Below are 22,220 nucleotides of genomic sequence, written 5' to 3'. Positions count from 1 at the left end.
TCATGTCGGCAAGCACCCGAGACGTCGTGCTGTCCGTTGAAGGACTCAAGACCTGGTTCCACAGCCGCGACGGCGTGGCCAAATCCGTGGACGGCGTCACCTTCGACCTGGCCCGCGGCGAAACCCTGGCCATCGTGGGCGAGTCCGGTTCCGGCAAATCCGTGACCAGCCTGTCCATCATGGGCCTGCTGCCCAAGCCCGCGGGCCGCATCGAGGCCGGCAAGATCCGCTTCCGCGACCGCAAGGGCCAGGAGCATGACCTGGCGCGGGCCACGCCCGCCACGCTGCGGCGCATCCGTGGCGCCGAGATCGCCATGATCTTCCAGGAGCCCATGACCAGCCTGAACCCGCTGTACACGGTGGGCGACCAGATCGCCGAGGCCATTCTGCTGCACGAGGGCGGCTCGCGCGCCGACGCCCTGCGCCGCGCCCGCGAAATGCTGGAGCGCGTCGAGATTCCGGCGGCCGAGCGCCGCGTCAACGAGTACCCGCACCAGATGTCCGGCGGCATGCGCCAGCGCGTGATGATCGCGCTGGCCCTGGCCTGCAACCCGGCGGTGCTGATCGCCGACGAGCCGACCACCGCGCTGGACGTGACCGTGCAGGCGCAGATCCTGGACCTGCTGCGCCGCCTGCAGGCAGAGATGAACATGAGCATCCTGTTCATTACCCACAACCTGGGCGTGGTGGCCGAGATCGCGCACCGCGTGGCGGTGATGTACGCCGGCCGCGTGGTCGAGGACGCGGGCGTCTACGATCTGTTCGAGAAGCCCACGCATCCGTACACGCGCGGCCTGCTGTCCTGCCTGCCCACCGCCGCCCTGCTGGCCTCGGGCGAACGGCTGCGCGCGATTCCCGGCAACGTGCCCAGCGTGCTGTCGCTGCCGGCCGGCTGTACCTTCGCGCCGCGCTGCCCGCAGGCCGACGACAGCTGCCGCCGCGACGTGCCCGAACTGATTCCGGTGCAGCCCGAGCACCGTGCGCGCTGCATCAAGGTGACTCCGCTATGAACGCCCTCCCCCAGAACGAGATTCCCGCGACGCCGGCCCTGGAGCCGGCCGCCGCCGGCCGCTCGCGCCAGCCCGTCGTCCGCGCCGCGGATCCGCTGGTGCGCATCGAAGAACTGAAGGTCCATTTCCCGACCTCGCAGTCGCGCAACGCGCCCATGGTCAAGGCGGTGGACGGCGTCACCTTCGACGTGCCGCGCAACACCATCGTCGGCCTGGTCGGCGAGTCTGGCTCGGGCAAGACCACCACCGGCCGCGCGCTGCTGCGCCTGTTCGCGCCGACCGCCGGCCGCATCCTGTTCGACGGCCAGGACATCACGAACCTCAGTGAAAAGCAGATGCTGCCGTGGCGCCGCCGCATGCAGATCGTGTTCCAGGATCCCTACGCCAGCCTCAACCCGCGCATGACGGTGTCCGAGATCCTGGGCGAGGCGCTGGACACGCACAAGCTGGCGCAGAACCGCCGCGCGGCCCGCATCGGCGAACTGCTCGAACGCGTCGGCCTGAACGCCGACCACGCGCGCCGCTATCCGCACGAGTTCTCGGGCGGCCAGCGCCAGCGCATCGGCATCGCCCGCGCGCTGGCGGTGGAGCCGGACTTCATCGTGGCCGACGAGCCGGTCTCGGCGCTGGACGTATCGGTCCAGGCGCAGGTGCTGAACCTGCTGCAGGACCTGCAGCGCGACCTGGGCCTGACCATGCTGTTCGTGGCCCACGACCTGGCGGTGGTGGACTACCTGTGCGACGAAGTCGTGGTGATGTACCTGGGCCGCGTGATGGAACGTGGCCCCACCAGCGAGGTATACGCCCGGCCGCGCCACCCCTATACTCGCGCCCTGCTGTCGGCCGCGCCGGTGCCGGACCCGCGCGCGCCGCGCTCGCGCATCCTGCTCAAGGGCGACATTCCCAGCCCGGTCAACCCGCCGTCGGGCTGCGTGTTCCGCACCCGCTGTCCGCACGCGACCGAGGCCTGCGCCGCGCCGCTGCCGCCGGCGGCCAATGTCGGCCCGGGGCATCATGTGGCCTGTATCCGCCTCGGAGATCCCGAGCTGGCGGCCTAGACTGCGCCCCCGATCCAGGACCCTTCCCATGAAGAACAACATCCGCGACATCGTTTTCCAGATACGCAGCCGGCGCGACGACCTGAGCGTCACCGAGCGCAAGGTCGCCGACGCCATCCTGGACAACATCATCTGGAGCGCCAGCGCCACGGTCGACCAGCTGGCCGCCAAGGCCAGCGTCAGCATCGCCACGATCTCGCGCTTCGCCCGCACGGTGGGCTGCGAAGACACCCGCGACCTGAAGATGAAGCTGGCCCAGGCCAGCACCGTGGGCAGCCGCTTCCTGGACCCCACCGCGCCGGCCGAGGAAAGCACGTTCTACGCACGCATCTACGCCGATATCGAAAGCACGCTGCGCGCGCACCTGCCGACCTTCACCGAGCAACTGTTCGGCCAGGCCACGGCCATCGCGCACGAGGCGCGCATGATCTACGTGTTCGGCATGGGCGGCGCGTCCGCCGTGCTGGCGCAGGAAGTGCAGTCGCGGCTGGTGCGGCTGGGCTATCCCATCGCGGTCTACACCGACGCGGTGCTGCTGCGCATGGTCGCGGCCACGCTGGACGAGCGCGACGCGGTGCTGATCCTGTCGGCCTCGGGCCTGACGCCCGAGATCCTGGGCGCGGCGCGCATCGTCAAGCAGTACCGCGCCCGCATCGTCGCCATCACCGACGCGACCTCGCCGCTGGCGGAGATGGCCGACGTGGTGCTGCCGATCCGCACCGACGAGACCGACTTCATCTACAAGCCCTCGGCCTCGCGCTACGCCATGATGCTGGCGATCGACCTGCTGGCCACCGAACTGGCCATGCTGCATCAAGAAGAAAACCGTGAACGCCTGCGCCGCATCAAGCTGGCGCTGGACGGCTACCGCGGCGGCCCGAACCGGCTGCCGCTGGGCGATTGAACCTGGAACAGAAGATGTTTGACACTCTCATACGCGACGTGCGCGTGCTGGACGGCAGCGGCCAGGCCGAATACCGCGCCAGCGTGGCGCTGGAAGGCGGACGCATCGCGGCCATCGGCGAGCTGCCCGGCGCCCAGGCGCGGCACGTGGTCGACGGCGACGGCCTGGCGCTGGCGCCGGGTTTCATCGACGTGCACACGCACGACGACACCAACGTCATCCGCACGCCGGGCATGCTGCCCAAGCTCTCGCAGGGCGTGACCACGGTGGTGGTGGGCAATTGCGGCATCAGCGCCTCGCCCGTCTCGCTGCGCGGCGAGCCGCCGGATCCCATGAACCTGCTGGGCGCGCGCGAGGATTTCAGCTATCCCAGCTTCGCCGACTACACCCGCGCCATCGAGGCCGCGCAGCCGGCGGTGAACGTGGCGGCGCTGGTGGGCCACACCGCCCTGCGCAACAACCACATGGACCGGCTGGACCGCAGCGCCACCCGCGACGAAGTCCTGGCCATGCGCGAGCAGCTGCGTGAGGCGCTGGCGCACGGCGCCATCGGCCTGAGCACCGGCCTGGCCTACGGCTCGGCCATCGAGGCCGACACCGAAGAGGTCAAACTGCTGGCCGAGGCGCTGGACGAGTTCGGCGCGCTCTACACCACGCACCTGCGCTCGGAGTTCGCCGCCATCCTGGAAGCCATGCAGGAAGCGTTCGACATCGCCCTGCACGCGCGCGTGCCGGTGGTGGTGTCGCACCTGAAATGCGCCGGCGCCGGCAACTGGGGCCGCACGAAGGAAGTGCTGTTCAAGCTGGAGAACGCCGGCAAGATGCAGCGCGTGGGCTGCGATTGCTATCCCTATTCCGCCAGCTCGTCCACGCTGGACCTGAAGCAGGTCACGGACGAGTTCGACATCATCATCAACTGGTCGGCGCCACATCCGGACCAGGCCGGGCGCAAGCTGGCCGAAATCGCCGCCGACTGGAACGTGACGCTGCTGGAAGCGGCCAGACGCCTGCAACCGGCCGGCGCCGTCTACCACAACATGCACGAAGACGACGTGCGGCGCGTGCTGTCGCATCCGCTCACGATGGTGGGCTCGGACGGCCTGCCCAACGATCCCAAGCCGCATCCCCGGCTGTGGGGCGCCTTCCCGCGCGTGCTCGGCCACTACAGCCGCGACGCCGGCCTGTTCCCGCTGAACCAGGCGGTGCACAAGATGACCGGCCTGTCGGCCGCGCGCTATGGCCTGGCCGGACGCGGCCTGATCCGCGAGGGCTATCACGCCGACGTGGTGCTGTTCAATCCGGACACCGTGATCGACCGCGCCACCTTCGCCGATCCCGTCCAGGCGGCGGCCGGCATCGAGGCGGTCTGGGTCAACGGCGCCCTGTCCTATCTACACGGGCAGCCCACCGGCGAACGCGCCGGCCGTTGGCTGCCGCGCAATGGCGACCTGCGCGCGAGCTTCGCGGCGGCGTCCTCTCCCACTCTCTAAGCAAGGAGCACATCATGAGCAATTCCTCCACCACCGACAGCAACGGCATCACCCGCTACGGCGTGGCCGGCGGCACCGGCCAGGGCGGCTCGCACATGCCCTTCGCCCGCGCCGTGGCAGCCGACGGCTGGCTGTACGTGTCGGGCCAGGTCCCCATGGAAAACGGCGAAGTCATCGAGGGCGGCACCGTGGCCCAGTCGCACAAGGCCATCCAGCAGGTGCTGGCCATCCTGAAGGAAGCCGGCTACGGCCCCGAGCACGTGGTCCGCTGCGGCGTGTGGCTGGACGACGCGCGCGACTTCCCGTCGTTCAACAAGGTGTTCAAGGAATACTTCGGCGAAAACCCGCCGGCGCGCGCCTGCGTGCAGTCGCCGCTGATGGTGGACGCCAAGGTCGAGATCGATTGCGTGGCGTACAAGCGCCCCTGAGATAGACCAGGCCAGTAAGTAAATGGGGCGCCCAGGGCGCCCCTCTTCTTTTGCGCGGCGGCACGCGCGCCACGCGACGCAGCCGCCCGACTTGATTAATAAATCACATCGGACAATTAACCACAGGACTTCCCAGGATTTACCATGAATTCGCCACTTACCGACAGAATACGACTGTTAACGGAAGATATGGAATAAATGGAAAATCAAACCGAAGTTTGTATTTCAAAAATCATCATTTAAATAACTAATTACTTCTATTTATTGAAAAAATATCATTTGCTCATTAGGATGCATTGACGCAGGCAAGGATTGCGTCCGCGGCGCACCGACATGCGTTGCCAACAGGGATTCCGCAGACGCCCGTGCTTGTGCCCACGTCACTCGGACGATACACGGCGCCCATGAGCAGAACCGACGCAGTCCCCGTTGTCACGGCATTTCCCTCTTTTCCTCCCCGAGTCCCCCTGGCGCCGCGCAAGCTGGCGATTGCAATCGCCGCCGCGCTGTCCCAGGCCTGGATCCCCGCCCAAGCGCAAACGCCCACCGTCCTGACCAGCGGCAATATCGGGCCCGCCGTGCACTCGCCCAACCCCTCGTCGTCATGGGCGGCCAACAACCTGATCTACGTAGGCAACACCGCCACCGGCAGCATGAGCATCACGGATGGCGGCACCGTCACCAACCCCGGACGCGGCTCCATCGGCCACGGGAGCACCGCCATCGGCACGGTGACCGTGAGCGGCGCCGGCTCAAGCTGGACCATGACCGGCGGCATGTACGTGGGCTTCAACGGCAAGGGCAGCCTGTTGATCGAACAAGGCGGCAAGGTGAACGTCGGCCCCGGCTCCACCGCGGTCGGCGACGGTTCGGCCAGCGTAGGCGCTGTCACCGTCCGCGACGCCGGATCCGAGTGGAAGGTCGACGGCAACATCACCCTGACGACATTCGGCACCGGCACGATCAATCTCCAGAGCGGCGGCGCCGTCACGATCTCGAATGGCGCCGGCACCCTGTCAATGGGATCCGCGTCCAACGTCGGACTGTCGTCCACGCTCAATATCGGCGGCGCCTCGAGCAACCCGCTCGACGCCATGGCGCCCGGCACGCTGAACGCGGCGAGCATCACGATGAATCGCGCGCCCGCCACCATCAACTTCAACCACACCTCGACGAATTACGCCTTCGCCCCCACGGTGACTTCCGCAAGCGCGGGCACGCACAGCATCCATCAGATCGCGGGCACCACCAACCTGACCGGCGACAGCTCCGCCTTCACCGGCACCACGACGGTATCCGGCGGCACACTGGTGGTGACCAACAGACTGGGCGGGAGCGCCGTCGTTGACAATGGCCTGTTCAGCGTGACCGGAAGCTTCAACGGCAACGCCACGGCCAGCGGCGCCGGCAGCGTGGCCGGAACCGGCGCCATCAACGGCAACCTGAACTTCACCAGCGGCGGCATCCTCTCGGGCAACCAGGGCGGCACGCTGTCTGTCTCCGGCGCGATCAATCTGGCCAACGACACCACCGTCAACGTCGCGCTGGGCGCGGCATCCGCCACGCCGCTATTCTCCGCCGGCAACGGCCTGACGCTAGGCGGCACCCTCAACGTCACCGACCAGGGCGGCTTCGGCGCGGGCGTCTATCGCCTGTTCAACTACGGCGGCACGCTGACCAATAACGGCATGGTCCTCGGCTCGCTGCCCGCCGGCGTGAATCCCAGCAACCTGATGATCCAGACCTCGGTCATCGGCCAGGTCAACCTGGCCTCGACCTTTGGCATGCCTCTGACCTTCTGGGATGGATCCAATGCCGCCCAGCGCAACAACAATGTCGTCGATGGCGGCTCAGGCGTCTGGCGCACCGACGGCTACAACTGGACCAACGCCAGCGGCGCGCTCAACGGCCCTTACCAGCCGATCCCTTCCTTCGCCGTATTCCAGGCTGCGGCCGGCACGGTGACAGTGGACCAGTCCGCCGGCCCCATCGGCGTGACCGGCATGCAGTTCGCCACCGACGGCTATCAGGTCCAGGGCGACCCCATCGCCCTGCAGGGTCCCGCCGGCCAGAGCACCATCCGCGTGGGCGACGGCACGTCGGCCGGCGGCGGCATGACGGCGGTCATCACATCCGTGCTGACCGGCGCCAGCCAGCTCATCAAGGACGACCTGGGCACGCTGGTGCTGTCAGGCAACAATCTGTACACCGGCGGCACCGACGTGCATGCCGGCACGCTGCGCATTTCCAGCGATGCCAATCTGGGCAATGCCGCCAGTGGCATTGCCATGACCGGCGGCATGCTGGCCACCACGGCCAGCTTCGATACCAACCGCACGGTCACCATGACGCAGGACGGTCAGTTCAATGTCGCATCAGGCACCACTCTGGGCCTGCTAGGCGCCGTGTCGGGCAATGCCGACCTGGTAAAGCTTGGCGCCGGCACGCTGCAATTGGGCAGCGCCGCCAATGCCTATCGCAATACCGTGGTGCAGGCCGGCACACTGATCGGCAACGCGGCGACAATTTCCGGCAATACCAGTATCGCGCCCGGCGCCGCCCTGACCTTCAACCAGGCCGCCGATGCGTCCTATGCCGGCATCATGTCCGGCGCGGGCGTAGTCTCCAAGACGGGCGCGGGCGCGCTGACCTACACCGGCAACAGCGCCGGCTTCACCGGCACCACCACCGTGTCCGGCGGCTCGCTGGTCGTGGCCAGCCAGCTGGGCGGCAATGCCGTGATCAACGGCGGGACAATCAACGTGCAAGGCACTCAAGGCGGCAACGTGACCGCCAGCGGCGCTGGCACCGTGATGGGCGCGGGCTCGATTGCCAGTGACCTGACTTTCTCGAACGGCGGCGTACTGACGGGCAAGTCAGGGCAGACGTTGACGGTTGGCGGCAACCTGGCGCTGGACAATGCGACCGCCTCCAATTTCGCGGTCGAAGCGCCGCTGGCCAATGTCGGCGGCAACCTGACGCTGGCCGGCACGCTCAACGTGAGTTCGCAGAGCCCGTTGGGCCAGGGCCTGTACCGCGTGTTCAACTACAACGGCTCCTTGATCGGCAATGCCGGCTCGATGACCATCGGCAGCGTACCCAACGGCATGCTCGCGAACCAACTCGAAGTGCAGACCGCCGTGCCGGGCCAGGTCAACCTGGTCTACTCAGGCGGACAGACCTTCCGTTTCTGGGACGGCGGCAATCCTGGCCTGTACAACAACGGCGTGGTCAACGGCGGCTCAGGGGTCTGGAGTACCAATGTGAGCGATGCCAGCTGGACCCTAGTCAACGGCACGCCCAACAACATCTACAACCTGGCCTTCGCCGTGTTCCAGGGCGCGGCGGGCACGGTGACGGTGGACCAGTCCGCAGGCGCCATCGGCGTAACCGGCATGCAGTTCGCCACGAACGGCTACCGTATCCAGGGCGACCCGATCGCGCTGCGAGGAACCGGCGGACAGACCGTCATCCGCGTCGGCGACGGCGTCGCGGCCGGCAGCGGCATAACCGCCACCATTGCGTCGGTGTTGACGGGAGCCAGCCTGTTGGTAAAGGACGACCAGGGCACGCTCGTGCTGTCGGGCAACAATCTGTACAACGGCGGCACCGAAGTGCGCGGCGGCTCGCTGCAAGTCTCCAGCGACGCCAACCTGGGCGATGCCGCCGGCGGCATCACCATGAGCGGCGGCACGCTGGCCACCACCGCCACCTTCGACACCGGCCGCGCCGTCACGCTGACGCAGAACGGCCAGTTCAACGTCGCCGCCGGCACCACGCTGGGTCTGTCCGGACCCGTGTCGGGCGCCGCAGACCTGATCAAGCTCGGCGCCGGCACGCTGCAATTGCGCGGCGTGGGCAATGCCTATGGCAACACGCTGGTGCAGGCCGGCACGCTGATCGGCAACGCCGCCACGTTCTCGGGCAACATCGGCAACGCCGCCACGGCGGTGTTCGACCAGTCCGCCGATGCCAGCTACACCGGCAGCATCGGCGCGCTCGGCGGCGTCAGCGGCGTCATGGTCAAGCAAGGCGCCGGCAATCTCACGCTGACCGGCAATTCAGCACTGAACTGGTCGGTGCAGGCTGGCACGCTGACCAGCGCGGCCGAACGATTCAGTGGCAACGCCAACATCGCCGCCAGCGCCGCGCTGACCTTCAACCAGATCGCCGACGCCGCCTATGGCGGCACGCTGTCCGGCGCGGGCGCCTTCATCAAGACCGGCGCCGGCACCCTGACCTACAACGGCGACAGCTCAGCCTACACCGGCGCCACGTCCGTCGCCGGTGGCACGCTGCTGATCGGCGCCGGCAGCGGCAATGCCAATGCCGCGCTCGGCGGCGCGGTCACGGTACAAAGCGGCGCCACGCTGGCCGGCCACGGCGCGCTGGGCAGCGGCGCCGGGACCAGCCTGACGGTGACCTCGGGCGGCACGGTCTCGCCCGGCAATGCCGGCATCGGCACGCTGACGGTCAAGGGCAACCTGGCCTTCAACGACGGCGCGCGTTACAGCGTGCAGACCGATCCGACCGGCAGTGGCGCCGATCTGATCCACGCCACCGGCACGGCGGCCCTGGGCGGCGGGTCGGTCGCGCAGATCGGCCAGGCGGGCAACTATGGGCTGCGCTCGACCTACAAGATCCTGTCGACCGACGGCGGCTTGTCTGGCACCTTCGGCAGCGTCACGTCGAACTTCGCGTTCCTCGATCCAAAGCTCACTTATGATGCCAACAACGCCTATCTGACCCTGACGCGCAACAATATCAGCTTCACCTCGAATGGACTGACGCCGAACCAGAACGCGGCCGCCGGCGCCGTGGACAGCATCGGCTTGGCGGCCAGCAATCCGATGTATGACGCGGTAGCGTTGCTGCCCAATGATTCGGCAGCCATCCGCCGCGCCTTCGATCAGCTGTCCGGCGAAATCCACGCTTCGGCCAAGACCGCGCTGATCGAGGACAGCCGCTATCTGCGCGAAACGGCCACCGACCGCTTGCGCTCGGCCTTCGGCGACGCCAGCGCGGCACCCGCCATGGTGGCGGCCTATGGCGATGGCGGCGCGCTTCCGGTCGCACCCACGGCCAACCGGCCCGTGGCCTGGGTGCAGGGCTTCGGCGCCTGGGGCAGCACCAACGGCGACGGCAACGCCGCGCGCATGACCCGCTCGATCGGCGGCTTCGTCTTGGGCGCGGATGCGCCGGTGGCCGGCTGGCGGCTGGGCGCGATCGCCGGCTACAGCCGCAACAGCTTCAACGCCAGCGACCGTTCATCCTCGGGCACCAGCGACAACTACCATCTGGGCCTTTATGGCGGCACGCAGTGGCAGGTGGCCAGCGGCAAGCTCGGGCTGCGCACCGGCCTGGCCTACACCTGGCATGACATCGGCACGCGCCGCGGGGTCGCCTTCGATGGCTACTCCGACAGCTTGAAGAGCAGCTACAGCGCCGGCACCTTCCAGGTTTTCGGCGACCTGGGCTACCGCGTCGACATGGGCCGCGTCACGGTCGAGCCGTTCGTCAACCTGGCCTATGTGAACCTGGACACGGGGCGCTTCAAGGAAAGCGGCGGCGCGGCCGCGCTGCAAGCGGACCGCCAGGACACGCACACGACCTACTCGACGCTGGGCCTGCGCTCGTCGGCCAGGTTCGAGCTGGGCGGCAGGGAAGCCACCGTGCGCGGCACCCTGGGCTGGCGCCACGCCTTCGGTGATGTCACGCCATCGTCCACGCAGGCGTTCAGCGCGGGCAATGCCTACACCGTGACGGGCGTGCCCATCGCCCGGAATGCCGCGCTGATCGAGGCGGGCGTGGACGTGAACGTGGCCAGGAACGCCACGGTCGGCCTGTCCTACAACGGCATGCTTGCCTCGGGTGCCCGGCAACACGGCGTCAAGGCGAACTTCGTGCTGCGCTTCTGAGTCGCCCGAAAAAAGACAGCCCCGCGGTTCTTCGCGGGGCTGTCTGGTGATCGTGGCGAAGGAAAACCTGCCTACATCTTGACCACATCCACGCCCTTGGGCGCGGTGAACTGGAATTCCTTGGCGCCGATGGACGGATTCGGGGTTATGCCCGACAGGTCCACCCGCGTCGTCTGGCCGAAGGAATCCAGCAGCTCGACGCGCGCCGGCAGGTTGTCCTTCAAACCGATATCCACGCGCGAAAAACCGGCGTCGGCGTTGCGCGGCTTGGCGCGCAGCCAGTCCAGGCCGTCCTTGGACGGCAGCGCCGACACCTCGAACGACTGCTCCAGCGAGCCCGAGCCGAACAGGATCGCGGCGGGCGAGGTGCCGATGGCCGCGTCGACCTTGCGTTCGGTCACTTGCAGCAGGTCCGGATCGTACTGATAGACCTTGGCGCCATCCGAGATCACCAGCTGCTCGTAGGGCTTCTGCACCGCCCACTTGAACTTGCCGGGGCGCTGGAACGAGAACGTGCCGGTTTGCGCCGGCTGGGTGCGGCCCTGGGCGTTCACCGTGTATTGCGAGAACGAGCCGGTGGCCCCGTTCACCTTGCCGACGAAATCGCGCAGCTGCTCCTGCGCGCTGGCGGCCGCGGCGGGCGCGGATGCCAGGATCGAAGCCATGCACAGGGCCGCCGCGGCGGCCAGGCCTTGGAACATCTTCATCATGCTTCCTCTCGGGCTGCGGCCGGCACCAGGATGTCCCGGTTGCCATTGGACTGCATCGCCGACACCATACCCGATTGCTCCATCTGCTCCAGTAACCGGGCCGCGCGGTTGTAACCAATCCGCAGATGGCGCTGCACCAGCGAAATGGACGCGCGGCGGTGCTTGAGCACCACTTCGCAGGCCTGGTCGTACATGGGGTCCGACTCGGCGTCGCCACCGATGCCGGTGACGCTGCCCGCGCCTTCCGCGCCGTCGCCATCCAGGCCGCCCTCGAGCAGGCCTTCAATGTAGTTCGGCTCGCCCTGGGCCTTCAGGCTCTCGACCACGCGGTGGACTTCATCGTCGCTGACAAAGGCGCCGTGCACGCGCACCGGCAGGCCGGTGCCCGGCGGCATGTAGAGCATGTCGCCCTGGCCCAGCAGGGTTTCCGCGCCCATCTGGTCGAGAATGGTGCGCGAGTCGATCTTGGACGAGACCTGAAAGGCGATGCGGGTCGGGATGTTGGCCTTGATCAGGCCGGTGATCACGTCCACGCTGGGGCGCTGGGTGGCCAGGATCAGGTGGATGCCAGCGGCGCGCGCCTTCTGCGCCAGGCGCGCGATCAGCTCTTCGATCTTCTTGCCCACCACCATCATCAGGTCGGCCAGCTCGTCGATGACCACCACGATGGTGGGAAGCGGCGCCAGCGGCTCGGGCTGGTCGGGCGTCAGCGAGAACGGATTGGGGATGGGTTCCTCGCGCTTGATGGCGTCGCGGATCTTGGTGTTGTAGCCGGCCAGGTTGCGCACGCCCATCTTGCTCATCAGGCGGTAGCGCTTTTCCATTTCGCCCACGCACCAGTTCAGCGCGTTGCCGGCCTGGCGCATGTCCGTGACCACCGGCGCCAGCAGGTGCGGAATGCCTTCGTAGACGCTCATTTCGAGCATCTTCGGATCGATCAGGATCAGACGGGTGTGCGAGGCGTCGGCCTTGTACAGGAGCGACAGGATCATGGCGTTGATCCCGACCGACTTGCCGGAGCCGGTGGTGCCGGCCACCAGCAGGTGAGGCATCTTGGCCAGGTCGGCCACCACCGGATTGCCGGCGATGTCCTTGCCCAGCGCCATCGTCACCACCGAGTGGCTGGCGTGGTAGGTCTGCGAACCCAGGATTTCCGACAGCTTGACCATCTGGCGGCGCGGGTTGGGCAGTTCCAGGCCCATCAGGTTCTTGCCGGGTATGGTTTCCACCACCCGGATGCTGACCAGGCTGAGCGCGCGCGCCAGGTCCTTGGCCAGGTTGACGATCTGGCTACCCTTGACGCCAGTGGCCGGCTCGATTTCGTAGCGCGTGATGACAGGGCCCGCCTGCGCCGCCACCACGGTGACGGACACGCCGAAGTCGGCCAGCTTCTTTTCGATCAGGCGCGAGGTGAATTCGATGGTCTCGGCCGACACGGTTTCCTGGTTGGGCGGCGGCGGGTCGAGCAGGCTGATGGCGGGCAGGTCGCCCTCGGCGCCCGGCGGCGGGGCGAAGAACAGCGACTGCTGCTTTTCCTTTTCCACGCGCTCGGACTTAGGCACCACGGTGATGGCGGGCTCGATGCGCACAGGCTGCTCGTGGACCAGCTTTTCCTGCTTGGCCACCACCTGCTCGGTGCGCACGGCCTTGGCCACTTCGCCGACCTTGCGGTCCTCGCGCGCGGCATAGGAGCTGCGCACGCGAAACACCATGCCTTCGATCCAGGCGCCGACCCGCTCGGCGATGTTCAGCCAGGAGAACGAGAAGAACAGGCTCAGGCCGATGGCCAGCATGACCAGGAAGGCCAGCGTGCTGCCGGTGAAGCCGATGCTGCGGCCGATCAGGTCGGCCAGCGTATGGCCGATGACGCCGCCCGCGCCGCTGGCGTGCTCGGACGCGCCGGGCAGGTGCATGCCACGGCTGGGCAGGCGCAGGGCCTCCATGCCGAGCGAACCGACCATCAGCAGGAAGAAGCCGATGCCCTCTTCCCAGTGAACGCGGGGCAGGACTTCGGGTTGCTTACTATTGGTAACTTTAAGTTGGCTGGCCAGGCGGCGATAACCGGCCCGGACGCGGTGCAAAAGCAACACCACCCACCACCAGGCGGAAAATCCGAACAGATAGAGCAGGATGTCGGCCAGATAGGCGCCCAACATGCCGCCGCGGTTGTGCACCGCGCCGGCGGGCACCGAGTGCGACCAGCCGGGGTCGGCGGCGTTCCAGGTGGCCAGCACCAGGGTCAGCCAGGCCGCCAGGGCGGCAAAGAGGATCCAACGGGCCTCGCGCAGCAGCGAGGATAGTCGTGTCTGCAGCGGGGAAGGTCCGTTGCGGGTATTGCGCGAGGCGCGTGGAGTGGCATTCGAGATACGCGGCATGCGGCTCATTATAATTGGGCGTCAATCTAAAGATACCTGCCCATGTCCACGCCTACCTCCACGCCCAAGCACGCTAAAGTTTTGATACTTGGTTCCGGCCCCGCCGGTTACACGGCCGCCGTCTATGCCGCGCGCGCCAATCTGAACCCCGTACTTGTTACAGGTCTGGCCCAGGGCGGCCAGCTCATGACGACGACCGACGTCGACAACTGGCCGGCGGACGCCGACGGCGTGCAGGGTCCGGACCTGATGCAGCGCTTCCAGAAGCACGCCGAACGCTTCAACACCGAAATGCTGTTCGACCACATCGCCAGCGTCGACCTGTCCAAGCGCCCGTTCACGCTGAACGGCGACGGCGGCAAGGTCTACACCTGCGACGCGCTCATCATCGCCACCGGCGCCTCGGCCAAGTACCTGGGCCTGCCGTCCGAAGCGTCCTTCATGGGCCGCGGCGTGTCGGGCTGCGCCACCTGCGACGGCTTCTTCTACCGCAACCAGGACGTGGTCGTGGTGGGCGGCGGCAACACCGCCGTCGAGGAAGCCCTGTACCTGTCGAACATCTGCCGCAAAGTCACCCTGATCCACCGCCGCGACAAGTTCCGCGCCGAGCCCATCCTGGTAGACAAGCTGATGTCCAAGGTCGAGAACGGCAACATGGAGCTCAAGGTCTTCCATACGCTGGAAAAAGTGCTGGGCGACGACAGCGGCGTGACCGGCGTGCGCGTGCGCCACGTCGACACCGGCGCCACCGAGGACCTGAAGGTCACCGGCGCTTTCATCGCCATCGGCCACCAGCCCAACACCAGCATCTTCCAGGGCCAGCTGGAAATGAAGGACGGCTACATCGTCACCAAGAGCGGCCTGTCCGGCATGGCCACCATGACCTCGGTGCCCGGCGTGTTCGCCGCCGGCGACGTGCAGGACCACGTCTACCGCCAGGCCATCACCAGCGCCGGCACCGGCTGCATGGCCGCGCTGGATGCCCAGCGCTGGCTGGAGAGCGAAGGCCAGTAATGAAAGGCAGCAAAGTCGGCCTGGCCGACCTGAAGCGCCTGAAGAAGGACCTGGAGGCCGAGCGCCAGCGCGCCACGCTGGCCCGCGCCTCGGTCGCGGCTGCCGCGCGCAAGCCGGCGGCCGAGTCCGCCAATCCCGCCGACGATGCCGAGGCGCTGCGGCGCAGCCTGCGGTCCGTCACCCCGATCAGGCGCGACGCCCGCGTCGAGCACAAGCCCGTGGCCACGCCCGCGCCGGCCCTGCGCCGCGCCAACGCGCTGGGCGAGACCCCGACCCGCGCCGACGCCGGCGTGTCCGACGGCGGCGAAGTCATCCACCTGCTGTCCGAAGGCGGCACCGCCTTCGTGCGCGGCGACGCCGCGCCCGACACGGCGCGCAACCTGCGTCGCGGCCAGTGGCGCGCGGGCGCCGAACTCGACCTGCACGGCCTGCGCGTGGAACAGGCCCGCCACGCCCTGCTGTCCTTCCTGGATGAATGCCAGGAACACGGCATCCGCTGCGTGCGCATCGTGCACGGCAAGGGCTACGGCTCGCAGGGGCTGGAGCCGGTGCTCAAGGACAAGGCCCGCACCTGGCTGGTGCAGAAGAACGAGGTGCTGGCGTTTTCCGAGGCGCCCGAGCGCGAAGGCGGCGCCGGCGCCCTGCTGGTGCTGCTGCGCCAGGCCGAAGGAGCCCGCAAATGAAATGGCTGTACCTGGCCGTGGCCATCCTGGCCGAGATCGTCGCCACCAGCGCCCTGAAAAGCTCCGATGGCTTCACGCGGCTGCTGCCGTCGGTGGTGACGACGCTCGGCTACGTGGTGTCGTTCTATTTCCTGTCGCTGACGCTGCGCGAGGTGCCGGTCGGCATCGCCTACGCGATCTGGTCGGGCGTGGGCATCGTGCTCATCTCCATCGTCAGCGCGCTGCTCTTCAAGCAGCACCTGGACGCGCCGGCGATGATCGGCATGGGCCTCATCATCGCCGGCGTGGTGGTGATGAACGTCTTCTCGAAGTCCGTTTCCCACTGAGCCCCACAGCAGCCTCCCCGAGCTAGCTGTTCGCGGCCGGCGGCGCGCCCCCGCCCGGCTGGCGCAGGTAATCGACCAGCGCCAGCGTGGCGCGGTCGGGCGGCGGGGTCAGCAGCGACACCACGATGATGGTCAGGAAGGCCACCGGCGCGCCGAACACGCCGGCGGCGATGGGCTGAATGCCCCACCACAGCGTGATCGGCTCGCTGCGCGAGATGCCCAGCACCCATTCGCGCAGCCAGGGCTGGGTGTGTGTCATGTAGGAGAACGTGACCAGCAGCCCCGCCGCCATGCCCAGCGTCGCCCCCCACTTGTTCGCTCGCCGCCAGAACACGCCCATGACCAATGCCGGGAAGAAAGACGAGGCGGCGAAGGAGAAGGCGGCGGACACCATGAACAGGATGTCGGCCGGCTTGCGCGCCGCGACCCAGGCCGCGCCGAACGCCACCGCCAGCAGCAGGATCTTGGACGCCATCACGCGCCGCGCCGCCGGCATGCGCGGCGACACCACCCGATACCACATATCGTGCGACAGCGAGTTCGACAGGGTCAGCAGCAGGCCGTCGGCGGTGGACAGCGCGGCGGCCAGCCCGCCGGCGGCCACCAGCCCGGAAATCACATAGGGCAGCCCGCCGATCTCCGGCATGGCCAGCACCACCACATCCGCCCCCATGCTGATCTCGCCCAGCTGCACGATGCCGTCGCGGTTGATGTCGGTCACGTCCAGCAGGTTGCTGTCGACCGCGCTCCAGGCGTGCACCCAGTTGGGCAGGCTGAGGAAGTTGGAGCCGACCACCTGCGTGTAGACCTCGTACTTCACCAGCAGGGCCAGCGCCGGCGCCATGAAATACAGCAGCAGGATGAACAGCAGGGACCAGCACACGGAACGCCGCGCCTCGCTCACCGAGGGCGTGGTGTATGAGCGCATCAGGATGTGCGGCATGCCGGCGGTGCCCAGCATCAGGCACAGCACCAGCGCCAGGAAATTGGTGCGCATGTTGCTGCGCTCTTCCGCGTCCTTGGCCGGAAACGGCTCGGCATGCGGCGTGGGCGGCGCGGCGCGCGCCTCGAACAGGGCCTTGGACTGCGACCAGGCCGCGCGCGCCTCCTCGGCATTCGGCGGATAGGACGCCAGCTCACGCTCCAGCGAACGGATCTCCACCATGGGCGCGTCGGTGGCGTTGAGCTGGGCCAGCCGGCTGCGCAGCTTGTCCTTCTCCAGCGTCCAGGACTCGGGCAGCGCGGCGATGCGCTGGCCCATCTCGTCGGCCCGCTCCTGCCAGATGCGCCGCACCTCGATCTCGCCGGTATCGTTCAGCAGATAGCTTTCCTTCTCGGCCACCTGCTGCAACACGATGCCGGCCGAGACCTGCGGCACGGGCGATCCGGTGTGCTTGACCGACAGCCACACCACCGGCACCAGATAGGCGATCACCAGGATGATGTACTGCCCGACCTGGGTCCAGGTCACCGCCCGCATGCCGCCCAGGAAGGAACAGACCAGCATGCCCCCCAGCGCCACGAAGATGCCCAGCTCGAACGAGATGCCGGTCATGCGGGTGGTGATGATGCCCACGCCGTAAATCTGCGCGACCAGATAGGTGAAGGAACACAGGATGGCGCAGGCCACGCCGGCCAGGCGCGGCAGGTTGCCGCCGTAGCGCGCGCCCATGAAATCGGGGATGGTGTACTGGCCGAAGCGGCGCAGGTAGGGCGCCAGCAGCATGGCCACCAGCACGTAGCCGCCAGTCCAGCCCATGATGTAGGCCAGCCCGCCGTAGCCGGTCAGGTAGAGCGTGCCCGCCACGCCGATGAAGGACGCCACCGACATCCAGTCGGCCGCCGTGGCCATGCCGTTGTAGATGGCCGGCACGCGCCGTCCGGCGACGTAGTACTCGACCTGGTCGGAGGTGCGACAGACGATGCCGATGCCGGCGTACAGGCTCACCGTCACCAGCAGGAAGACATAGCCGATCCAGTTGCGCGGCATGCCCAGGATCTCGGCCAGCGCCATCAGCAGGATCAGCAGCGCGAAACCGGCCGTGTACAGGACATAGATGCGCCGCAGCCGCAGGCTGAATTCCTGCGGGGTGTCCCCGCTGAAAAACGGCATCAGCGGTCCCCCTCAAGCTCGGCGCGCCGGTCGGCGCGGTTCATGACCCCGGCGTAGACCGCGATGATGATCAGGTAGGCCAGCGGCGCGCCATAGGCCGCCATCCAGTACGAGAATGGCCAGTTGAGGAAGTCGAAGGACAGGCCGCGGGCGAAATACGAGGGGATGAAGGTCAGCCCGGCCCAGAGCGCGAGCAATAGCGCGATCAGGCGCAAGTTGCGGCGCCAATAGGAACGGGAGGGGGATGCGGAGGGAACGCGGGATTCGGGCATAGCGATTTTTGACAACCTGGCCTGAATATCGCGAAACGCGGCGCCCGCCGCGCCGGAGCAAGCATTTCCGGACGCTTTAAGCGACAACGGCCGGCACTGCCTGGTGCCAGCCGTTGTGCGTTTTGCTTTTTTTGATACTGCTTTACTTTTTTTATGTACCGGTGCCGCCGGTCTCGTGCCCATGATGCAGGGCTTGTCTCCTCACCTGCATGGGACGAGATTCTGCACCAGACGCGGGATTGTCACACTAGGGGAATGCCCTAATTCGGCGCATTCATTTACATATAACTGGCACCACAATGGTGCAAATCACCCAGCTCGTCCCAACCTTTGGGATTTTTCCCGGATGCCCGCGAGTCGGCGTCCATTTACGGCCTTGCCGCAAAACCCGATTTGCGCCGCCCTTCCCCATCCTGGCGCCACCGCGCCCGCATCCGGGCGCGCCTGGCCGCCACGCCCCGCCACGGGGCGGTCCGCGCCGTTTTTATATCCCGTTTACACCTGCCGGCCAAAGCTATACCCCGTTTTTACCCCCCGCTCCGTAACCTGCCGCTGTCCTGATTGGTCATTGCGCCTGCGCGGCCCGCATCCCCTCTGCCGCGCATGGCCCGACGCACGCAGGGAGCATCGCTCCCGGGAGGAAAGAACGTGGATGCCATCTATATCGCCATCTTCGCCGTCATGGCCGGGCTGACTTACGCCCTGCTGGGATTGTGCGCAGCCCTGTCATCGGGAGACCAATCATGAGCTGGCTCTACTGGCTCAGCGGCCTGACCGCGGCCGCCCTGTTCGTGTACCTGCTGGTCGCCCTGTTCAAACCGGAGAAGTTCTGATGAACGCCCAATACATCGGACTGCTCGTGCTCTATCTCGCAGTCCTGCTTGCCCTCGCGCCGTTTCTCGGGCGCTACATCCGCATCGCCATGGAGGACGGGCAGTCCCGCTGGACCGCCTGGGGCCGTCCGCTGGAACGCGTCATCTACCGGCTGTCCGGCATCGATCCGCAAGCCGAGATGGGCTGGAAGCGCTACGCGCTGGCGGTGCTGGCCTTCAACATCCTCGGCATCATCGCCGTCTACGCCCTGCAACGCCTGCAGGGCATGCTGCCGCTGAACCCGGCCGGCATGGGCCCGGTATCGCCCGATTCCGCGCTGAACACCGCCATCAGCTTCGTCGCCAACACCAACTGGCAGGGCTACGGCGGCGAATCGACCATGAGCTACCTGACGCAGATGCTGGCGCTCACGGTGCAGAACTTCGTGTCCGCCGCGACCGGCATCGCCGTGCTGTTCGCGTTGATCCGCGGGCTGGCGCGCCATTGCAGCGCCACGCTGGGCAACTTCTGGACCGACATGGTCCGCAGCACGCTGTATGTGCTGCTGCCGCTGTCGCTGATCCTGGCACTGGCGCTGGTCAGCCAGGGCGTGATCCAGAACTTCAGCCCCTATGTCGAGGCGCAGACCGTCGAGGCGCTGCACTACGACCAGCCGCGCGTGGACGCGCAGGGCCAGCCGGTGCTGGACGCGGCCGGCCAGCCGGTCACCGACCCGGCGGTCACGCAGACCCAGACGCTGGCGATGGGTCCGGTGGCCTCGCAGGAAGCGATCAAGCTGCTGGGCACCAACGGCGGCGGCTTCTTCAACGCCAACTCGGCCCATCCCTATGAGAACGCCACGCCGCTGGCGAACTTCCTGGAAATGCTGGCCATCCTGATCATCCCGGCCGCACTGTGCTTCTCGTTCGGCGAGATGGTCGGCAGCCGCAAGCAGGGCATCGCGGTGCTGGCGGCGATGACGGCGCTGTTCGTCGCTTTCGCGATCAACGTGGGCTATTTCGAGCAACAGGCCAATCCGATGGCGGCGCAGGCCGGCGCGGACAGCGCCCTCTCGGCCTTCTCGCCCGGCGGCAACATGGAAGGCAAGGAAACCCGCTTCGGCATCGCCGCCACCTCGCTGTTCGCCACCGTGACCACGGCGGCGTCCTGCGGCGCGGTCAACGGCATGCACGACTCGTTCAACGCCATGGGCGGCGTGACGCCGATGCTGCAGATGCAGTTGGGCGAGGTGGTCTACGGAGGCGTCGGCTCCGGTCTGTACGGCATGCTGGCCTTCGCCGTCCTGGCGGTGTTCATCGCCGGCCTGATGATCGGCCGCACGCCGGAATACCTGGGCAAGAAGATCGAGGCCTACGACATGAAGATGGTGTCCATCGTCATCCTGGCCACTCCGCTGCTGGTGCTGGGCGGCACCGCGCTGGCCGTGTCGGTCAGCGCCGGCCAGGCGGGCGTGCTCAATCCTGGCATCCACGGTTTCTCGGAAATCCTGTACGCCCTGACCTCCGCGGCCAACAACAACGGCAGCGCCTTCGCCGGCCTGTCCGCCAACACGCCCTTCTACAACGTGCTGCTGGGGGCGGCGATGTGGTTCGGCCGCTTCGCCATCATCGTCGCCGTGCTGGCGATGGCCGGTTCGCTGGCCGCCAAGCGCCGCCTGCCCGCCGGCCCCGGCAGCATGCCGACCCACGGCCCGCTGTTCGTGGTGCTGCTGATCGGCGCCGTGCTGCTCGTGGGCGCGCTGACTTACGTGCCCGCGCTGGCGCTTGGCCCCGTCGCCGAGCACCTGCTCCGCTAATGATGAAGCCCACCCCCGAAGCGCTGCGCGCTTCCCCCTCAAGGGGGCGCAGCCGCGGACCGGCAAAGCCGGCTCCGCGCTGCCCCGCTCGAGAAACCTCCGATGGCGTAGTACGCCACACATCACTAATATGGCGCATGCACTTTGATCTGCCCGACCTCCGCCTGTTCATCCACATCGCCGAATCCCCCAGCCTGACGCAGGCGGCCAAGCGCGCCCACCTGTCGCTGGCCGCGGTCAGCGTGCGCATCAAGGCGCTGGAGAACCAGCTCAATACCCGCCTGCTGTACCGCGACAGCCGGGGCGTGGAGATCACGCCCGCCGGCCAGCGCCTGCTGCAGCATGCGCGCGTGATCCTGCGCCAGGTGGACCACCTGAAGCACGACTTCCAGGAACAGGCCGACGGGGACGCCGGCCATATCCGCATCTTCGCCAACACCACGGCGGTCACCGAGTTCATGCCCGACCTGCTGGCCCGCTACCTGGCCGGGCATCCGGGCGTGACCGTGGACCTGCAGGAGCGGCTGACGCGCGACATCGTGCGCGGCGTGCGCGACGGCACCACCGACCTGGGCATCGTGGCCGGCCCGGTGGACGCGCCTGAATTGCAGGCCATCCACTTCAGCACCGACCGCCTGGTGCTGGTGACGCCCAACGGCCACCCCTTGCAGGACCGCGCCAAGGTCAAGCTGACCGAGGCCGTCAGCTATCCCTTCATCACCATGCACGAAGGCTCCACGCTGGTGGCCTTCCTGCGCGAACAGCTGGAAATGGCCGGCCAGCGCCTGCCCCAGCGCATCCAGCTCTACAGCTTCGATTCCATCTGCCGCATGGTGCAGGCAGGCGTCGGCGTGGGCGTGATTCCGGATTCGGCCGCACGGCGCTACGGCGCCAGCCAGGGCCTGCGCGTGGTCGAGCTGGACGAACCCTGGGTGGTGCGCGAGCGCAAGCTGCTGCTGCGCGACATCGACGCCCTGCCCGGCTGCGCGCGCGAGCTGATCGCGCAGATACAGGAGTCGCGCGACGAGTCCGGCGACACATCGCAGGTGACAGATACCGCGCCAGCCAGGCCCGCCAGGGCGCGCCCTGCGTCCAAGACCGCGCGTGCCACGAAAACGCCGCTCAAGTCCCGCTGACGACCGGCAAGGTCCGCCACGCCGGCGACCCCGCCGGTACACGCTTGCCAACCCGCGCACCCACTCGTGAACAGCATCCTGGTTCGGACACCAATCCTCGCTGAACATCCTGAATCTTCATTTCAACGATGATGGATTGGTAAAAATCAGATTT

16 protein-coding genes are annotated in these 22,220 nt (G+C 67.5%); 12 read left to right on the top strand and 4 right to left on the bottom strand.

Annotation, left to right across the window (positions count from 1 at the left end; all coding sequences use genetic code 11):
* Nucleotides 1-2: 2 nt before the first annotated feature.
* The 6 genes from AC6LJ5_RS05915 to AC6LJ5_RS05890 all read left to right on the top strand — a co-directional run bounded on the left by AC6LJ5_RS05915 (nucleotide 3) and on the right by AC6LJ5_RS05890 (nucleotide 10,808).
* On the top strand, nucleotides 3-1,010 hold the full coding sequence (locus AC6LJ5_RS05915; RefSeq protein ID WP_103272893.1) for an ABC transporter ATP-binding protein: 1,008 nt from the start codon (nucleotides 3-5) through the stop codon (nucleotides 1,008-1,010).
* Nucleotides 1,007-2,068, top strand: coding sequence for an ABC transporter ATP-binding protein (locus AC6LJ5_RS05910; RefSeq protein ID WP_233772736.1), 1,062 nt, complete (start codon nucleotides 1,007-1,009; stop codon nucleotides 2,066-2,068). Before AC6LJ5_RS05915 ends, AC6LJ5_RS05910 begins: the two co-directional genes overlap by 4 nt.
* 28 nt (nucleotides 2,069-2,096) lie before the next feature.
* Complete coding sequence (locus tag AC6LJ5_RS05905) at nucleotides 2,097-2,972, top strand: MurR/RpiR family transcriptional regulator (protein WP_103272892.1); 876 nt, start codon at nucleotides 2,097-2,099, stop codon at nucleotides 2,970-2,972.
* 14 nt (nucleotides 2,973-2,986) lie between these two features.
* Nucleotides 2,987-4,462, top strand: a complete 1,476-nt coding sequence (locus tag AC6LJ5_RS05900; RefSeq protein ID WP_392411242.1) for an N-acyl-D-amino-acid deacylase family protein — start codon at nucleotides 2,987-2,989, stop codon at nucleotides 4,460-4,462.
* A gap of 14 nt (nucleotides 4,463-4,476) precedes the next feature.
* Nucleotides 4,477-4,890 (top strand): RidA family protein, encoded by a 414-nt coding sequence (locus tag AC6LJ5_RS05895; protein WP_498140036.1) that lies wholly within the window; start codon nucleotides 4,477-4,479, stop codon nucleotides 4,888-4,890.
* 404 nt (nucleotides 4,891-5,294) lie between these two features.
* Nucleotides 5,295-10,808, top strand: coding sequence for an autotransporter domain-containing protein (locus tag AC6LJ5_RS05890; protein ID WP_498140035.1), 5,514 nt, complete (start codon nucleotides 5,295-5,297; stop codon nucleotides 10,806-10,808).
* 71 nt (nucleotides 10,809-10,879) lie between these two features.
* Here AC6LJ5_RS05890 and lolA read toward each other — a convergent pair whose 3' ends face one another.
* Both lolA and AC6LJ5_RS05880 read right to left on the bottom strand, forming a co-directional pair.
* Nucleotides 10,880-11,515 carry an outer membrane lipoprotein chaperone LolA gene (lolA, locus tag AC6LJ5_RS05885; protein ID WP_103272889.1) on the bottom strand — a complete coding sequence of 212 codons (636 nt, stop codon included), beginning with the start codon at nucleotides 11,513-11,515 and terminating at the stop codon, nucleotides 10,880-10,882.
* A complete protein-coding gene (locus tag AC6LJ5_RS05880; RefSeq protein ID WP_103272888.1) occupies nucleotides 11,515-13,893 on the bottom strand; it encodes a DNA translocase FtsK in 2,379 nt (792 codons plus the stop codon). The genes lolA and AC6LJ5_RS05880 overlap by 1 nt, the downstream gene beginning before the upstream one ends.
* A 42-nt stretch (nucleotides 13,894-13,935) precedes the next feature.
* Between AC6LJ5_RS05880 and trxB the strand changes: the two genes are divergently transcribed.
* Genes trxB through AC6LJ5_RS05865 form a run of 3 tightly spaced genes read left to right on the top strand, consistent with a single transcriptional unit; the run spans nucleotide 13,936 to nucleotide 15,916 of the window.
* Nucleotides 13,936-14,907 carry a thioredoxin-disulfide reductase gene (gene trxB / locus AC6LJ5_RS05875; protein WP_498140034.1) on the top strand — a complete coding sequence of 324 codons (972 nt, stop codon included), beginning with the start codon at nucleotides 13,936-13,938 and terminating at the stop codon, nucleotides 14,905-14,907.
* The gene (locus AC6LJ5_RS05870; RefSeq protein WP_498140033.1) at nucleotides 14,907-15,590 is read left to right on the top strand and encodes a Smr/MutS family protein; all 684 of its coding nucleotides are present in this window, start codon (nucleotides 14,907-14,909) and stop codon (nucleotides 15,588-15,590) included. Before trxB ends, AC6LJ5_RS05870 begins: the two co-directional genes overlap by 1 nt.
* Complete coding sequence (locus tag AC6LJ5_RS05865) at nucleotides 15,587-15,916, top strand: DMT family transporter (protein ID WP_103272885.1); 330 nt, start codon at nucleotides 15,587-15,589, stop codon at nucleotides 15,914-15,916. The genes AC6LJ5_RS05870 and AC6LJ5_RS05865 overlap by 4 nt, the downstream gene beginning before the upstream one ends.
* A gap of 22 nt (nucleotides 15,917-15,938) precedes the next feature.
* On the opposite strand, the gene AC6LJ5_RS05860 is transcribed toward AC6LJ5_RS05865, so the two are convergent.
* Nucleotides 15,939-18,029: a sodium:solute symporter family protein gene (locus tag AC6LJ5_RS05860; RefSeq protein WP_103272884.1), complete on the bottom strand. Its 2,091-nt coding sequence runs from the start codon at nucleotides 18,027-18,029 to the stop codon at nucleotides 15,939-15,941.
* Nucleotides 18,029-18,301 carry a DUF4212 domain-containing protein gene (locus tag AC6LJ5_RS05855; RefSeq protein WP_103272883.1) on the bottom strand — a complete coding sequence of 91 codons (273 nt, stop codon included), beginning with the start codon at nucleotides 18,299-18,301 and terminating at the stop codon, nucleotides 18,029-18,031. The genes AC6LJ5_RS05860 and AC6LJ5_RS05855 overlap by 1 nt, the downstream gene beginning before the upstream one ends.
* A 743-nt stretch (nucleotides 18,302-19,044) precedes the next feature.
* Here AC6LJ5_RS05855 and kdpF point away from each other — a divergent pair.
* The 3 genes from kdpF (at nucleotide 19,045) to AC6LJ5_RS05840 (ending at nucleotide 22,066) form a co-directional block, all read left to right on the top strand.
* Entirely contained in the window at nucleotides 19,045-19,134 is a 90-nt protein-coding gene (kdpF, locus tag AC6LJ5_RS05850; RefSeq protein WP_103272882.1) for a K(+)-transporting ATPase subunit F, read from the top strand.
* Nucleotides 19,134-20,930, top strand: a complete 1,797-nt coding sequence (gene kdpA / locus AC6LJ5_RS05845; protein ID WP_498140032.1) for a potassium-transporting ATPase subunit KdpA — start codon at nucleotides 19,134-19,136, stop codon at nucleotides 20,928-20,930. The genes kdpF and kdpA overlap by 1 nt, the downstream gene beginning before the upstream one ends.
* Before the next feature lie 137 nt (nucleotides 20,931-21,067).
* Nucleotides 21,068-22,066 (top strand): LysR family transcriptional regulator, encoded by a 999-nt coding sequence (locus AC6LJ5_RS05840; protein WP_392410708.1) that lies wholly within the window; start codon nucleotides 21,068-21,070, stop codon nucleotides 22,064-22,066.
* The last annotated feature ends 154 nt before the right edge of the window (nucleotides 22,067-22,220 follow it).

This window comes from Achromobacter sp. 1011791174 (assembly GCF_059760925.1).
The sequence above is the reverse complement of the archived record's forward strand: the minus strand, read 5'-3'. Positions and strand labels throughout refer to the sequence as shown.

What these genes read in the sequence shown, in the direction of transcription:
- AC6LJ5_RS05915 (WP_103272893.1), top strand. Translation starts at nt 3, where the DNA reads ATGTCGGCAAGCACCCGAGACGTCGTGCTGTCCGTTGAAGGACTCAAG.
- AC6LJ5_RS05910 (WP_233772736.1), top strand. Translation starts at nt 1,007, where the DNA reads ATGAACGCCCTCCCCCAGAACGAGATTCCCGCGACGCCGGCCCTGGAG.
- AC6LJ5_RS05905 (WP_103272892.1), top strand. Translation starts at nt 2,097, where the DNA reads ATGAAGAACAACATCCGCGACATCGTTTTCCAGATACGCAGCCGGCGC.
- AC6LJ5_RS05900 (WP_392411242.1), top strand. Translation starts at nt 2,987, where the DNA reads ATGTTTGACACTCTCATACGCGACGTGCGCGTGCTGGACGGCAGCGGC.
- AC6LJ5_RS05895 (WP_498140036.1), top strand. Translation starts at nt 4,477, where the DNA reads ATGAGCAATTCCTCCACCACCGACAGCAACGGCATCACCCGCTACGGC.
- AC6LJ5_RS05890 (WP_498140035.1), top strand. Translation starts at nt 5,295, where the DNA reads ATGAGCAGAACCGACGCAGTCCCCGTTGTCACGGCATTTCCCTCTTTT.
- lolA (WP_103272889.1), bottom strand. Translation starts at nt 11,515, where the DNA reads ATGAAGATGTTCCAAGGCCTGGCCGCCGCGGCGGCCCTGTGCATGGCT.
- AC6LJ5_RS05880 (WP_103272888.1), bottom strand. Translation starts at nt 13,893, where the DNA reads ATGCCGCGTATCTCGAATGCCACTCCACGCGCCTCGCGCAATACCCGC.
- trxB (WP_498140034.1), top strand. Translation starts at nt 13,936, where the DNA reads ATGTCCACGCCTACCTCCACGCCCAAGCACGCTAAAGTTTTGATACTT.
- AC6LJ5_RS05870 (WP_498140033.1), top strand. Translation starts at nt 14,907, where the DNA reads ATGAAAGGCAGCAAAGTCGGCCTGGCCGACCTGAAGCGCCTGAAGAAG.
- AC6LJ5_RS05865 (WP_103272885.1), top strand. Translation starts at nt 15,587, where the DNA reads ATGAAATGGCTGTACCTGGCCGTGGCCATCCTGGCCGAGATCGTCGCC.
- AC6LJ5_RS05860 (WP_103272884.1), bottom strand. Translation starts at nt 18,029, where the DNA reads ATGCCGTTTTTCAGCGGGGACACCCCGCAGGAATTCAGCCTGCGGCTG.
- AC6LJ5_RS05855 (WP_103272883.1), bottom strand. Translation starts at nt 18,301, where the DNA reads ATGCCCGAATCCCGCGTTCCCTCCGCATCCCCCTCCCGTTCCTATTGG.
- kdpF (WP_103272882.1), top strand. Translation starts at nt 19,045, where the DNA reads ATGAGCTGGCTCTACTGGCTCAGCGGCCTGACCGCGGCCGCCCTGTTC.
- kdpA (WP_498140032.1), top strand. Translation starts at nt 19,134, where the DNA reads ATGAACGCCCAATACATCGGACTGCTCGTGCTCTATCTCGCAGTCCTG.
- AC6LJ5_RS05840 (WP_392410708.1), top strand. Translation starts at nt 21,068, where the DNA reads ATGCACTTTGATCTGCCCGACCTCCGCCTGTTCATCCACATCGCCGAA.